The sequence below is a fragment of the Stenotrophomonas sp. GD03654 genome (genome assembly GCF_029845105.1).
In the GTDB taxonomy this organism is placed as follows: Bacteria; Pseudomonadota; Gammaproteobacteria; order Xanthomonadales; family Xanthomonadaceae; genus Stenotrophomonas; species Stenotrophomonas africana.
The window spans coordinates 55297-70172 of the sequence record NZ_JAOCLC010000018.1 but is presented as its reverse complement, the minus strand read 5'-3'; the positions used below and the strand labels follow the sequence as shown (position 1 = coordinate 70172).

The window sequence follows — 14876 nt, the reverse complement described above, 5'->3', positions numbered from 1 at the left end:
GCGCCCCATGTCCCTGGCCGAATTCGCCCTCATCGACCGCATCCGCGCCCGCACCGTCGAGCGCGACGACATCGTGCTCGGCATCGGCGACGACGCTGCGCTGCTGCAGCCGCGCCCGAACGAGCAACTGGTGGTCACCGCCGACACGCTCAACAGCGGCGTGCATTTCCCGACCGAAACTCCGGCGTTCGACATCGGCTGGAAGACGCTGGCCGTCAACCTGTCCGACCTAGCGGCGATGGGCGCGCGCCCGGCCTGGTGCACGCTGGCGCTGTCGCTGCCCGAAGCCAGCGAAGACTGGATCGATGCCTTCGCCGATGGCTTCTTCGCGCTGGCCGACCAGCACGACATCGCCCTGATCGGCGGTGACACCACGCGTGGCCCGCTGTCGCTGTCGGTTACCGCGATGGGCCAGGTGTCACGCGGCCAGGCGCTGCGTCGTGATCGCGCACAGATTGGCGATGACATCTGGGTCAGCGGCACCCTCGGCGATGCTGCCGGTGCGCTGCGCCTGTGGCAGCAGGGCGCATTGAACGTCACCGCCGCCACCCTGCTGGCGGACTACGAAACCCTGCGCCTGCGCCTGCTGCGTCCCACCCCGCGCGTTACCCTGGGCCTGCGCCTGCGTGCATTCGCGCATGCCGCCGTGGACATCTCCGATGGCCTGCTGGCCGACCTGGGCCACATCGCTGCACGCAGCGGTGTACGCGCCGAAGTCGATGCCGATGCATTGCCGATGTCGTCGGCACTGCGCGAACTGCTCGGCCGCGATGGCGCCCGTGACTGCGCGCTGCACGGCGGCGACGACTACGAACTGTGCTTCACCGCCGCCGCCGACCAGCGCGACGCGCTGCACTACGTGGCCGAATCGCTGGACGTGCCGATCACCCGCATCGGCCGCATCATGGAAGGGCAGGGCGTGCACACTGAAGGCCACGACGGCCCGAGCGGATACGAGCATTTCGCCTGACACACGAGAACGCCGGGCATGGCCCGGCGCTACCGTGTTGCTCTGGTAGGTGCCAACCTTGGTTGGCACGGATGTAACCGCTCTGCGCGCCGCCTCTTTGGCGTAACCCTTAAACGTGCGGAACGGGCGTGCCACTTCTTGGCCGAATCGCTGGACGTGCCGATCACCCGCATCGGCCGCATCATGGAAGGGCAGGTCGTGCACACTGAAGGCCACGACGGCTCGAGCGGATACGAGCACTTCGCCTGAGTGCGGCAGGGATTCGTGTCCCGCCGGTACACGGCAGCGGGCAGGGTGCCTTGATTGCCGGCCATGCTGGCAGCACGGGCGATGAGCATTTAGGGATCCTCCGAATTCGCCGCTGTGCGCTTCGGCTTACAACTATTTTCATAGCCGGGCGTTTGACCCGACGACACACTCCACGCTCCTGAAAACGAGCGGTCCCATGTCACGTGTCGTCCATGTCCTGCTGCTATGTGCGCTGGCGTTCCCCAGTCACGCCGGTGCACCGCAGATCAATGTCGGCGTCCTCTTCGACTACCTGCAGCCTGGCAGCAGCAACCTGCTCAAACGCATCCGCAATACCGGCGCCGGCACCGCCTACGTCCGGGTGGAAGTGGCAGAGATCGTTTTCGATGCCGATGACAAGCCCGTCGAAGTTCCGGTGGATGCGCCATCGCTGGTGCGCAACGCGCCTGGGGCGCATGGGGTCATTGCCAGTCCCAGTCGCCTGATCATCGCAGGCAACGGCCAGCAGGCCACACGTCTGGTGTATCGGGGCCTGCGCGACGAGGAACGCTACTACCGCCTGCGCTTCGTGCCGGTGGCGCCCAGTGCCGAGGAATTCTCGCTCAGCGAGGAACAGGCACAGCAGGCCGCAGAGCTTTCCTCGGCCATCCGCGTGTTCACCGGCTTCGGCACCGTGCTGTTCATCGCGCCACAACACCCGCGCTATGACACACGCATCGAATCCGGCCAGATCCACAACCACGGCAACGCCACCATTGTTCTGGAAAACCTGCGCCAGTGCGAGCGGGCCAAGGTCGACGCCTGTACGCCCGGAATCATCGTGCACGTACGCCCCGGCCGCTCTCACCTGCTGGCGTCTGACGATACGCATTTCATCCGTTACGACCTGAAGGAGGGCGAACGCCAGCGCAGCATCGACAGCCGCCGCTGACCTCCCGTCCCCACCAACGCCATTGTCCCGCCCGGGCCCGCCAGGAGTCCGATGGGACTGCTTTGCCCTTGTCCTGGCTTTTGTACCCACTCACCCTGGAGTATCTGAATGTCCTTCTTGAAACACGCGATGGCGGCTGCGGCAGTCCTGCTCATCACCCCGGCCGTCAGCTTTGCGGCTACCGAAACGAAATCGATCACCGTCAATGTGTCGGCTGACGTTCCCAACGTCGCCGGCCTGCAGGTGTCCACGCCGGACGGCTGGGAAGGCCTGCCGCAGAATCTGCCGTGGGATACCGCACGCCAGGTGCTCGGCGAACTGACCGGTCGCGTGATCAACGTGAAGTCGCCGGCTGCGATCACCGCCTATCTGTCCGCCCCGGCGCAGATGGCATCGGCCGCGGACGTCGTGGAACTGGCGGTGAAACTGGACAACGTGGTCGTGCCGGCAACGGCCGCTGCCAAGATCACCGTTGCCAACGCAGCCCAGGCCGCATCCGGCAAGTCTCTGGCCTTCGCCATCGCGCCTACCGCACCGGGCGGCGGTTACAAGCAGGGTACTTACGGCGGTCAGTTCCACATGATCTTCGAAAGCGACATCTGACCCCTGCCGAGCTCTGTGCCTTCCTGCCCCACCACGCGTGCGGCAGGAGGGCCATCTTCCCTATGCGCCTTTCACACCTACATCCGCGACCGGTTCCGCTGCGGCTGGCGGTTGCCATTGCCGCCCTGCTTGCTGCTGCCTCGGCGCAGGCAAACGCAGGCGCGCCAGACGCACAGGTCAGCCTGCTGGAGCAGCGCGACCGCATGCCTGCGGAGTTCCGCGAGCATCTGTTCGGCAATCCGCTGACCGTTCGCGTGGAACTGGACGGGCAGTACCTGGGCGACGCCGAAGTACTGCTGCATGAAGACAACCGCGTACAGCTGATCGGCTTCGTCGAAAGCATCGACAGCCCGTGGCCGCAGAGCGAGCGCACGCGCTGGGCCGGGCAGCTGGCCGAACCGCTGCCGCTTGGCATATGCGCGCCGCAGTGCCGTGGCCTGGCCGCGCTGCACTACAGTCTGGCCAATTCACTGCTGAGCCTGTTGACGCCGGCAACTGCCAGTGCGGAACAACGCAACATTGCCCTGCCGGCGTCCGGCAGCCATGGCTTGATCGTACGTAACAGCCTGGCCGTGCATGGCGGCCAGGACCAGCCGGCCAGCGCCCGTTACAGCGCTGAACTGAGTGGCAGCATCGGTCTGTGGAGCACGGTTGGCAGCTACCAGTATTACGCCCAACCCGGCAGCACGGAGCACTATCTCAGTGCGTTGTATGCACAACGCGAGCTCGGCGATCATTTCGTCCGCGCGGGCTATTTCCTGCCCACGTTCGAGGGCATCATCCGCCAGCCACGCGCGCCGGGTACGCAGAATGACACCGCGCTGGGAGTGATGTTCGGTTCGTCGGATGTACTGCTGGCCGACACGCGCAGCGCCAGCGTCTATCCGGTCTATGTCACCGCCAACCGCGACGGTGTGGTGGAGATTCTGCGCGACAGCAACCTGCTGGCCACACAGGCCGTGAAACCGGGCGTGCAGGAGATCGACACGCGTCGCCTGCCAGGCGGCATTTACGACGTGGTACTGCGGGTCATCGAAGACGGCCAGGAGGCCTCGCGCGAAACCGCCTCGATCCACAAACCCAGCCGTTGGCGCGATCCCACCCGGCGCTGGCGCTACAGCGCGTTCGCCGGCCAGCAGCGCAGCCTGCTCGACAGCGATCATTCAATGCAGGAAGGCGAGATCGCCGCCGGTGCCGTGGTCAACTACCTGTTGCACCCGCGCGCAGTGGCCGGTGCCACCGTGCAGCAGATCGGCACGCGCCGCGCCACCGGCCTGTCGATGGACTGGCAGGCCAGTGATCGCTTCAGCGCCTACACCAATTTCTACACCTCCAGCGATGCCGGGCGCGGCGTGGATCTGCAGGGACTGTATCGCTACCGTGCCGGTTCGGTGGTCGCCAACCACGCGCGCAGCTGGGCAGAGCAGCGTCATCGGCTGCCCGCCAGCGAGGGTGCTCCGCCACGTTGGGAAACCCGGGGAGGCTGGCAGGACACCACGGCCGTATCGATCACCCATCGCTTCAGTCACCGCGACAATGCGAGCCTGCGCGTGGCCCGCAGTTCCGGCTTCACCCGTGGCACCGGCATCGACGTGTCCTACGGTCGCCGCGAAACCCTGTTCGGCAGGCATGACGTCAACTGGCGTGTCTCGGCCTACGACCGTCCGGGCAGCCGCTTCACCCACTATCGCCGCCAGCGCGGCATCGATCTGACCGTCAGTGTGTCACTCGGCAGCGAGCGCCGCAGCTACAGCGGCAGCCTGGGCAGCCGGACCGGCGAAGGCGGCCAGCGCGACGGCTACGTCACCGCGGTCGCCACCCAGCGTGTGGATGGGAAGATCCTGCGCAGCGTCAATGGCATGGTCACAGCTGAACGCAGCGGCATTGGCGCCGGCGCGGGCGCCTATCTGCAGAGCCCACTGCTGGAAGGCGATGTGCAGCTGTATCGCGGTGCCGGTTCCGGCCACGTTGGCGGCAGCGCCAACCTGGACAGCACCGTGGTGATCGGGGGAGGACATGCTGCCGTGCTGGGCCAGGGACGCAGCGGCAGCGTGGACACCGGCATCATCGTCGACGTGCGCAGTGACTTCCCCGATATCACGCTGCGTGCCGACGACAGTCGTGGCGGTGGCGTGCAGCTGCGCCCGGGACGCAACTTCGTTCCGGTCACCGCCTATCGTGCGGGACAGGTGCAGTTCGACTTCCACGGCCGGCACGCACCTGCGGCGGCGCTGCAGCCGTCGACCATCAGCTACCACCTCAACAAGGGCGGCGTGGTGCATACCACGGTGGATGTACTGCGCACCTTCACCGTGATGGGACAGGTACTGGATGCCGATGGCAATGGCATGCGCGGGGTGCAGGTGATCAACCACGCCGGCCGCAGCGTCAGCCAGGAAGAAGGCTTCTTCACCCTTGAACTCAGCGCACGCGCGCCGGTGGTGGAGCTGCGCTACCCGAACCGGATCAGCTGTGTGCTGACCATGGAAGAGGGCCGCCACCCGCGCGAAGGCGATGTACTGATGGTGGGCGGCATCGGTTGCCCGCCGTCGGTGGTCGCGCACTAGCCCATTGTTCCGACGAACCAGGCAGGTCTAAAGCATGACTATTGGCATCCGGCTGTTCCCGTTGCTGGCCGTAATGGCGGCGTTGCCTGCCACCGCACAGGTGGTGGACGTCAACGTCACCGGCGAATTCAGGCCCAACGCCCTGGATCCGGGCGATACCGCATTCCGCAACACGACACCCCGGGGCAGCTTCTGCAACTGGAGGCCGGCCGAATGCGATAGAAACGGGGCCTATATCTTCGATCTCGGCAACCGCGAGTACTGGCGCAAGCAAGGGCCGAGCGACGACACATCAAGGCGTGATACCACCTACATCCGCTTCCCGCCGCCGCGTACGATCACCCTGCAGGAGGTGTCGAGCGGACGCACCTTCGAGGCGACCATCAGCTTTGCGGCGCTGTCCATGCGCATCAACTTCGGTGGTGGCGCCGATCCCTGGTACTACGGCGTCAGTGGAGGTTGCACGGCCATCCGCGGCGCCGGTGGGCTTGGATTCTCACTGGGTGGTTGGGCGGCGCGGACGCCAGCCAGCCCCACCGAGTGCTACAGCACCAGAACGCGGTATGCCCGCACCTATTCCTACAGGAACGTGGGGCTCGGCATCCACGTTACCCTGCCCAATGCAATGACGCTGCAGGACGGCCGTTACGTGGCCCAGGAAACCTGGACCACCGGCGGCGCCGGGGCCGACATCGATCTGGGCGACAACATCACCGGTGTCGAGGCCGTGCGCATGAACTTTGTGTTCGATGTGATCCACGACTTCCAGGTGCGCTTCGCCACCGAGGCGCCGCGCGTACAGTTGGCGCCCGAAGGGGGCTGGTCGCCCTGGATCGATCATGGCACTGCGCCGGTGAGGCTGCGCCAGGAGCTGCCGTTTCATCTGACCACGTCGATGGACTTCAGCATGAAGCTGCGCTGCCAGCACCACGTCGGCGACCAGTGCGGCATTCATGATCCGCGGGCGGACAAGCAGGTGCCGGTGGGGGTGGACGTCACCCTTCCGGGCATGAGCAACCTGCGCGATGGCCGTCCGGCGCAGAACACCGTACTGCTGGCCGATGACGGTCAGGCACCGCGCTTCACGCCCGATGGCTACCTGATGCAGCGCCGTTCGACCCTGCGCTTCACCGCCGGGCGTGACGCGGTGCTGGAGATGGTGAAGACACCGGGCTCGCGCTGGGAAGGAGACATGACCGTGCTGTTCGACGCCAATCCCTGAGCCTGGGGCAGGGATTGGCGTGGCCGAGGTGCCGCGGAAGCTGCATCACGCCACCCGCAACTGCACATCCACATACTCGGCCAGCCCACGGCAGGCCAGCAGCAACCCTTCGCGCACGTCATCGCCCACCTGCTGGTCGGCATCGCCGTCCACGCGCACACGCTCGATGGCGTGCAGCCGTTCCAGCAGCAAGGTCAGCCCGGCATTGGCGCGGTCGATGCGCGCCATCGCGAAGCCGAAGCACTTGCGACCTTTGTCCGGCCACGGTTGGCCGTCGGCGGCGTCCACGTGGCGGATGTGCTGCAGGCAGCCGAGCAGGGTGATGCCTTCGTCGGCGTGGGCGCGCATCGTGCTGCCCAACGTGGTTTCCAGTGCTTTGGCCAGATCATCCGGCAGGCGTTCGACGGCGTCGCCCAGTGTGGCGAACAGATAGGGATAGAGCGAAGAAGTCATGGCGGCGTCCTTGAGTGTGAAGCAAGGGGCCGCCCTCGCGTTGGGCGAGGGCGGCGGACGGTACGTGGTTGCAATACCGGTGGCAACTCTGCGAAACGCCGGCGGGTACGAGACCCCCACGCACCGCCCGCCATAGGGCACGGACGGATTGACTGCCGACGCCGCCCAACAAGGAAAGAGCGACGCCGACAGGCAAGCGTAAACAACAAAGTTGCCAAACGGGATTGCAAGCCCGTGCCACCCGTTGTCGGTGGCGCGCCATGATGTGCACGCAAGTGCTGCCGTACCAATCAGAAAAGTTTCAATTTCGAAAGCGTTGCAGACGCATACTGCATGCGCTGCGCGAAGCCGAGCACGCATGCGCGTGCCAGTTGCGACATTTGTTGTGGAGCCGAGCGCATGCTCGGCGCTACAGAACGCAGAAAGCCAGAACGGCGCCGGATCTCTCCGGCGCCGTTCGTGCTTACATCACCACTTGTAGGCGACGCTCAGGTTCGCCGTCGCTTCGCGGTAGTCACTGTCACCACGCATCACCCCGAATCCACTGGTGCCGGGCGTGATCACCGGAGAGGCCGTGCTCACGGCCGATTCCCGATAGCCACGGCCGCACCAACACATTGCAACAAGTTGCATGGGATTGAGTCGCCAACTGCGCTACCGTGCCAGCCCTTGTCAGCCGGCGCTCGGCTTGGCCTTTCAGGAGTTCCGCATGCGCCATTCCCTCCTTGCCCACTGTGTCCTGCTCGGCCTTGCCTTCGAGGCAGAGGCCGCCTGCCGACAGATCGGCGGCGATGCCTGGATCGATCTTGAACCGGAGGTGACCTTTACCGAGCAGCCCGACCGCTGGTTGGGGTATGGGGAGGGCAAGGTGCAACTGCTTTGCGATGATGCCAGCGATCGCACGTACGACCTGCTCCCCACCCTCGCAGGCATGCGCTACGTCCGCGAGATCGACCGGGGGGGCTACATGGTCTCTGCGTATGAACTCTCTCCGGAGTCTCCGCTGATCGTGCTCACCTATCTGCACGGAAGCTGTGGTGAGATGGAGCCCGCTTGTGCGCCGGAAGCGACGCCGATAGGCGATGATTCGCTGCGGGATGGTGTTCCCGTACGAGTCGCTATCGGCTCGGCCGCCAAGAAGGAAATCTACGTCGCGGTCCATTTCTACTCACGCGGCGGCCGGATGCAGGCCTTCTCCCCACGCAGCGCAGGGACGGTTACCACCTCCATAGGTGGCGGCTCCGCGCGGCACCACCTCAACCTGGGCGTCCGTTTCCGCGCGCAGACCTGCGCGGTGACCCCGCGCGATGTGACGTTGGATGACATCAGCGCGAGCGCGCTGGATGCACAGCACGCCGCCGGCAGCAAGGATTTCAACGTGGGCCTCAGCTGCGCCGCTGGCGGCCGCCCGCTTTATCTGGAGCTGCGCGACGCGCACGACCTGGCCAGCACTGCCGACACCTTGGCGCCCGCGCCCGGCTCCTCCGCCGGCGGCGTGGTACTGCAGATCCTGCAGCACAACATTCCGGTGGCGATGCAACAGCCGTGGATGAGCGGCGATACCGCCGCCGGTGGCATGCAGGTGCCGTTCCAGGCCCGCTACGTACGCACGGCCGATCCACTGCGCGCCGGGTTGATCAAGGGCGAAGCGGTGCTCACGGCGGAGTATCGCTAGACCCATCGCCTGAACGGTGATTGTGCAGTCGCCATTGTGTCGCTGTCGACGACAACAAATGCATGAAATTGCATGGATTGGCTCCTGCTTCCCTCGTAGGCTCCCGCCTCTTCCATCAATCGCCGCGCTTGCGGCGCGAGCGTGGGGGCGGATCTGCTGCGCAACGCGGGCGGCAGCGCCTTCGGCGTCATGCTGTCCGCGCGACAACGCCGGCGGCACCTCCACCAATGCGCTGACCGGCTACTACGCGCGCGGCAAAGTGAGGGGCGCCGCACTGGGTGTGTATGGCACCTGGCGTCCACCGCATGAAGATCCGTATGCAGGGTTCTATGTGGATGTTTCGTTGCAGACCCCGGAGCGCTATGACAGCAAGGCCCGGCAGGGCGCGGTGGAAGCGGGTTATGCGATGCGAGTAGGGGGTGCTGCCAACGGTGGTCTCTACCTGGAGCCGCAGCTGCAGGTTGGGTACAACCGCTGGGATGATCTGCGCCACACCGAAGCCAACGGCACGGTTGTGACCAGGCGCGATGCCGATGGGCTGTTCGGCCGTGCGGGTGTGCGCCTTGACGGCGTGACCCGGTGGGGCACGAGCGCCGCGCAGGTGCAGCCGTATGTGGCTGCGCACTGGCTGCACCAGCGTGCAGCGTCGGGCGTGCTGATGGACGATGAGGCGGTGGACGCGTACATTCCGTGCAGTCGTGGCGAGTTCAGTGCCGCTGCGTCGCTGAAATTTGCCAATGGCGTGGGGCTTGGGGTGGGCTGTCGCTGCAGCGTGTACTGAGTCGCCTGCAGCAGTTGGGCGTGCACGTGGTCATCGATGCACCGCTGCCGCTGTTCAAGGCCGGGGCCTGTCGCTGCTCGGACTGGTTCAACCGTAGCAATCCGGCGTGCGCCGGTGGCCTGAGCATGTCGCGCGCGGATCTGCAGCGGCTGCGTGCGCCGCAGATGGCACTGCTGGCCGAGCTGGCCGCGCGCTACCCGTCACTGACCGTGTGGGATCCGTTGCCGCTGCTGCGCGGGCCGGATACCTTTTCGGCCGTACAGGATGGTGAACCGCTGTTCTTCGATAACGTTCACCTGAGCGGGCACGGCAATCGCGTGCTGCTGCCTAGCTTCCGCCAGCTGCTGATCGGCCTGGCGGCCGGCAGATGACGGTTGCTGGCGGCGCCGTGCACGCTTACCCCTCGATGCGCGCCTGGGCATCGCGTGGCGTGCCGTAGTCATCCAGCCACTGGAACGTCACCGAAGCCGGCATCGCGCTACCCGCCGGCAGCGGCAGGTTCACCTGCGCACCGGGGGCGATCATGTCCACGTCCAACTCGCTGCCATCGGGCAGGGACAGCGTACTCAGCGTCACGTGATAGGCGCTGGGGTTGCTCACCTGCAAGCCGCCCGCCTGCGCGCGCCACTGCAGTTGGCCGGCTGCATCGCGGGCATTGCCTGGCAGGCCAGCAGGACGATGGAACAGCTTCACCCGGGTGCGTACCGCGAACTGCAGCAGGTTCCTTCCGGCGGCGTCTGCGGGCTTGGGCGGAATATCCAGCAGGTTGAAGTAGAACACCGATTCGCGATCCGTCGGCAGTGGTTCGTCGGAGGGACGTGGCGCATAGGTGATCCGGTATGCCTGGCCCTGTTTCGGCTGCAGCAGGCGCGGCTCGGCGGGCGTCAGCCGGAAGGGCGTACGCACGTTCTCAGGGCGCGACTGGCTGTCGCCATCATCGATCCACACTTGGGTCAGCGCCGGCAGCTCGCCGACGTTGCTGGCCTTGACCGTTACATCGCGGCCAGTGCTCAGGTCATGAATCACGCGGGTGCCCTGCAGCGTCACTGCGGCCGGCGCCGGCAATGCGGCAAGGCTGGCCAACAGGGTGACCAGCCGGAAAGCGTGGCGGAGTTTCATAGGACGTCTCGTTGAGGCCACCGGCTGGCGCCATGCGGCGCCAACCGGTCGCGGCATTATCGGTACAGCACCACGAAGTCACCCGAAGCATCAGCTCTGCCCATGGTGGCGTTCTGGCCCGGCGAGGCATACCAGGCGCTGTAGGCCAGCTGGCCGCTGGCACCGGCGGGGATGGTGACCCACACAGTGGGATCGTCACCGATCTTCTGCTGGTTGCCGGCCGCGTCGTACAGCGCCACGCCCACGTTGGTGGCGGTCGATAGCCCAGTCAATGCCAGATTGCCGGTGCTGCCATCGGGGGTGCCGCCGAAGCGCACGCCTACGTCCTGCGATGCACCTGAGCCGGAGCAATCCAGGGCGATGGTGAAGTTCTTCTGGCCCGCGCGGGTGTTGGCGTTCACCGAGGCCAGGTCGACCTTGCCCATCGGTACGCTGATGGTGCCGCCGGTGGAGCCGACCGAGCAGGTGGAGGTCATCAGTTCGCCGGTGATTTCCAGCGTTTCGGCGGACACCGAGGGTGACACGACGGCAATGACGGAAAGAGACAGCAGACGGAACGTCAGTGACATGGCAGTTCTCTGTAGAGGAATGAAGACACGCAATGGCCGCCCATGGCAGCCAGCGGGCAGTTTCGGTGCGGGCGCGCATCTGCGGAATGCAACTAGTTGCAAAAACGGCTTGATCTCTGCCAATTGCAATTAATCCGATGGGAAGCGCGTTGCGTGGTTTCTAGACTTCCTGTTTTTCAAGTACCGGCATCCCTGTCAATGAACCGTCCTTCCACCGCGCTGCGTCTGTGCTTTGCGTCGGCATTGGCCATCTGCGTACTGGCACTGCCGGGTGGCGCCGAGGCTGGATGCTCTCGGTTCGTCCCGGGTGACCAGGACATCGTGCTTCCCCCGTTCCCGATGCCGAACGTGGATCGGCCCGACGCTGCATTTGGACCGTTCTCCAATGGCTTTGTCGAACAAGGCTTTGAGTGGACCGCAGGGAAGACCGCATTTGTCGTCGACCTGACCGTCCCTGGCCTGGCATACGAGCGCGATATCAGTTATCGCGGTCTCACGTTCCGGGCCTACAGCGTGGGCCCACGCTCGCCGTTGATCGGGTTTCATCACGTGCTGAGCACCGGAGGGGGGGCGAGCGGGCAGATTCTAGTGCCGCTCGCTTTGGGGCGGAATCGCAACCAGGGCCCCGTACTGGCGACCACCACGCCAGTTGCATCCAGCCTGTACATCATGCTGTTCGCTCGCGGCGGTGCCATGGAAGGCTTCCCTGCCACCGCCCTGGGCTTCGCCACGTCGTCGGCGGAGTCCGACCCAAGCCAGACGATGCAGCACGCCATGCGGCTGGAGGTCACCATCCGCCCTGCCACCTGCAGCATCACCAGCACCTCGCACGCGCTCGACAATGTGGTGGCCAATGACCTTGCTGCCAGCGGCAGCAACGCCAAGGAGTCCAGCTTCGATGTGATGATGGATTGCCCGATGGGCAACATCGATTTTCATCTGTCGCTGGCCGACGCCAACAATCCTGGCAGCAGCAATGGTCAACTCGCACCCGCCCCGGGCGCTACTGCTGGCGGCGTGCAGGTGCAGCTGCTGCGCGGCGGCCTTCCGGTGCAGTTTGGCCGCGTCTGGTCCCACGGCTGCTCCAGCAAGGTCTCGCAGTCCATTCCATTCAGTGCGTGCTATCTGCGTACCGCCGATTCGCTGGTTCCCGGTGAGGTGAAAGGGGAGGCGGTGCTGACCGCCGTTTACCGATGAGAACATTTCGCACCCTTCAGCTGCGGCGCACCCGGGCGTTGCGCGCGGTGCGGTCGCTCCCGGCGGCCGTCAGCGCAGTACTTTCGGCTGGCGTGGCGGTGGACGCCGTCGCTGCACCGGTCGAGTTCAGTGAAGGCTTCCTGATTGGCGGCGAGGCCATCGACATGACCCGCTACGCCAACGGCAATCCCCTGCCTGCCGGCGACTACGCTGTGGATGTGCATGTCAACGGCCAGTTCATGCGCAGCCAGGACATCCGTTTTGTCATCGAAGACGACCCGCAAGTCGCCGTGGCCTGCCTGCCCCCGGCGCTGGTGCACACGCTGCCATTGAGGCCGGTATTCCTGGAAGCACTGCCGGCCGATGAAGGTACCTGTGTGGATCTGCCTGCGCTGGTGGAGGGGGCCAGCACCACCTTCGACAGCGGCGAACTGCAGTTGTCCATCAGCATTCCGCAGGCCGCCCAGGCCATCGCTGCGCGCGGCTTCGTGGCGCCGGAACTGCGCGATGACGGCATCACCGCCGCATTCATCGATTACAGCGCCAGCCACTACCGCAGCCAGGGCAACGGCAGCAGCTACCTGGGTCTGCGGGCAGGCCTGAATCTGGGCGCCTGGCGCCTGCGTCACCGCGCGTCGTTCACCCAGGGCAACCAAGGTACCGCCCATCAGGTCATCAGCAGCCACCTGCAGCGCGACATTCCCCGCTGGAACAGCCAGCTGCTGCTGGGCCAGAGCAATACCGGCGGCGAACTGTTTGAAAGTGTACCGTTCACCGGCGTGCGCGTGGCCAGCGACGAGCGCATGCTGCCCGATTCGCTGCGCGGCTACGCGCCGGTGGTGCGCGGTATTGCCGAAGGCAATGCGGTGGTCACCATCCGCCAGAACGGCAGCATCATCCACGAAAGCAACGTGGCCCCTGGTCCGTTCGCCATTGAGGATCTGTATCCCACCAATTTCGGTGGCGATCTGGAAGTCAGCGTCAGCGAAGCCGATGGGCGCGTGCAGCGCTTCACCGTCAATTTCTCCGCCGTACCGCAGGCGCTGCGTGCGGGAGCGTCGCGCTTCGCGTTCACCGTTGGTGAACTGCGCGATACAGGCACGACGCTGCAGACGTTGCGCTTCGCCGAGGGAACCTATGCGCGTGGCCTGAACAACCGGCTTACCGTGTTGGGGGGCGCGCAGCTGGGCGAGGGCTATCACGCGCTGCTGGCCGGTGCCGCGGTCAACACGGCTATCGGCGCATTCGGTGCCGATGTCACCCACTCACGCGCCCGCCTGCGCGGCAGCGAGACCGTTACGGGCAACAGCTTCCGCTTGAATTACCAACGTTATGTGGCCAGTACCGGCACCAACTTCGGCCTGGCCGCGTACCGCTACAGTACGCGTGGCTTCCTCAGCCTCAACGACGCAGCACGCGTGCACGACGACGACTGGGGCTACGGCCAGCGCGCACGGCAGCGCTACCAGGTGAATTTCTCGCAGAAAGTGGGCCAGCGCAGCAACCTGTATCTCAGCGGCGGTCACGTGTCCTACTGGGACAGCGCCCGACGCCGCAACGACTTCCAGTTGGGTTTCCAGAGCACGCTGGGGCGGATGAATTACAGTGTGTCAGCGCTGCGCTACCGCTTGGGCGATGGTCGCCAGGATACGCGCTATGCGTTCACCCTCAGTGTGCCGCTGGGCCGCAGTGCCAACGCACCGCGTGCCAGCACCCAGCTGAGCCAGGCCGACAGCGGGCGGCAATCACAGCTGGGCATCAGTGGCAGCCTGGGCCAGTCGCGTGCGCTGAGTTACAGCCTGTCCAGCGCGCAGGACAAGGGCCAGAACAGCCATAGTGCCTATGCCGCGTGGCAGGGCAGCCACGGCAACCTCAACGCGGGCTACAGCCGCAGCGGGGGCTACCGCAGCCTGTCACTGGGAGCGTCCGGCAGCGTGGCAGTGCATGGCGGCGGTCTCAATCTGGGCGCGCCGGTGGGCGAGGGCTTTGCGCTGGTGCAGGCACCGGGCGCTCAGGGCGCACGCATCGGCGGCGGCAGCCTGCGCGTGGCCCGCAACGGCTATGCGCTGTTGCCGCACATCAGTCCCTATCGCTGGAACACCATCGACCTGGATCCCTCCGGCCTGCCGATCGAGGTGGAGCTGCTGCAGACCTCGCACCGCGTCGCGCCTACCGCCGGGGGCATCGTGCGCGTGCCGTTCCAGGTACGTCGCGAACGCACGCTGTTCATCGACGCTACCGATGCGTTGGGCCAGCCGTTGCCATTCGCTGCCGCAGTGCAGACCGAGGACGGTACGCCGGCGGGCGCGGTCGGGCAGGGCGGTGTCATCCAGCTGCGCGGCGCGCAGGACCGGGGTGTGCTGATCGTTGACCCCGAAGGCAAGCGACGTTGCCGTATCGACTACCGCATGCCTGACGCGCCTGATGCCTACGGGTTGTCGTGGAGCCAAGTCGTGTGCATGCCGCAACCGTTGCCACCGGAAGGACTGCAGGTGAGCACGCCGGAGCCGGAAGCGAGCACTGCCCCGTGAGTTTCGTAT

Annotated in this window: 12 protein-coding genes and 1 pseudogene; 10 read left to right on the top strand and 3 right to left on the bottom strand. The window is 65.8% G+C overall.

The annotated features are described in order from the left end of the window. The first annotated feature begins 7 nt into the window (after positions 1-7). From thiL to N5J73_RS09280, 6 genes are all read left to right on the top strand, one after another. Complete coding sequence (gene thiL, locus N5J73_RS09305; protein ID WP_099588525.1) at positions 8-970, top strand: thiamine-phosphate kinase; 963 nt, start codon at positions 8-10, stop codon at positions 968-970. A gap of 18 nt (positions 971-988) precedes the next feature. After that, positions 989-1219, top strand: coding sequence for a hypothetical protein (locus N5J73_RS09300; RefSeq protein ID WP_279940855.1), 231 nt, complete (start codon positions 989-991; stop codon positions 1217-1219). 196 nt (positions 1220-1415) lie between these two features. Then, positions 1416-2150, top strand: a complete 735-nt coding sequence (locus N5J73_RS09295; protein WP_049448873.1) for a CS1 fimbrial subunit B flags: Precursor — start codon at positions 1416-1418, stop codon at positions 2148-2150. A gap of 108 nt (positions 2151-2258) precedes the next feature. Beyond that, positions 2259-2753: a CS1 type fimbrial major subunit gene (locus tag N5J73_RS09290; RefSeq protein WP_049448875.1), complete on the top strand. Its 495-nt coding sequence runs from the start codon at positions 2259-2261 to the stop codon at positions 2751-2753. Positions 2754-2815: 62 nt separating this feature from the next. Further along, entirely contained in the window at positions 2816-5320 is a 2505-nt protein-coding gene (locus N5J73_RS09285) for a TcfC E-set like domain-containing protein (protein WP_049448877.1), read from the top strand. A gap of 34 nt (positions 5321-5354) precedes the next feature. Beyond that, positions 5355-6542 carry a hypothetical protein gene (locus tag N5J73_RS09280; RefSeq protein ID WP_049448879.1) on the top strand — a complete coding sequence of 396 codons (1188 nt, stop codon included), beginning with the start codon at positions 5355-5357 and terminating at the stop codon, positions 6540-6542. Between the two features lie 45 nt (positions 6543-6587). Here N5J73_RS09280 and N5J73_RS09275 read toward each other — a convergent pair whose 3' ends face one another. Continuing rightward, positions 6588-6995: a hypothetical protein gene (locus N5J73_RS09275; RefSeq protein ID WP_049448881.1), complete on the bottom strand. Its 408-nt coding sequence runs from the start codon at positions 6993-6995 to the stop codon at positions 6588-6590. A 709-nt stretch (positions 6996-7704) separates the two neighbouring features. Here N5J73_RS09275 and N5J73_RS09270 point away from each other — a divergent pair. Together N5J73_RS09270 and N5J73_RS24205 are read left to right on the top strand one after the other, a co-directional pair. Further along, positions 7705-8670, top strand: a complete 966-nt coding sequence (locus N5J73_RS09270; RefSeq protein WP_049448883.1) for a fimbrial protein — start codon at positions 7705-7707, stop codon at positions 8668-8670. Between the two features lie 138 nt (positions 8671-8808). Further along, positions 8809-9822: pseudogene (locus N5J73_RS24205) on the top strand (autotransporter outer membrane beta-barrel domain-containing protein); the annotation flags it as partial. Between the two features lie 25 nt (positions 9823-9847). Here the strand turns inward: N5J73_RS24205 and N5J73_RS09255 are convergent. Continuing rightward, positions 9848-10570 (bottom strand): fimbria/pilus periplasmic chaperone, encoded by a 723-nt coding sequence (locus tag N5J73_RS09255; protein WP_049448889.1) that lies wholly within the window; start codon positions 10568-10570, stop codon positions 9848-9850. 56 nt (positions 10571-10626) lie between these two features. Next, a complete protein-coding gene (locus N5J73_RS09250; protein WP_049448891.1) occupies positions 10627-11139 on the bottom strand; it encodes a fimbrial protein in 513 nt (170 codons plus the stop codon). Between the two features lie 96 nt (positions 11140-11235). Here N5J73_RS09250 and N5J73_RS09245 point away from each other — a divergent pair, with 96 nt between their 5' ends. Together N5J73_RS09245 and N5J73_RS09240 are read left to right on the top strand one after the other, a co-directional pair. Then, on the top strand, positions 11236-12336 hold the full coding sequence (locus N5J73_RS09245) for a fimbrial protein (protein WP_279940848.1): 1101 nt from the start codon (positions 11236-11238) through the stop codon (positions 12334-12336). Further along, the gene (locus N5J73_RS09240) at positions 12333-14867 is read left to right on the top strand and encodes a fimbria/pilus outer membrane usher protein (RefSeq protein ID WP_164078686.1); all 2535 of its coding nucleotides are present in this window, start codon (positions 12333-12335) and stop codon (positions 14865-14867) included. The genes N5J73_RS09245 and N5J73_RS09240 overlap by 4 nt, the downstream gene beginning before the upstream one ends. Positions 14868-14876 lie beyond the last annotated feature (9 nt).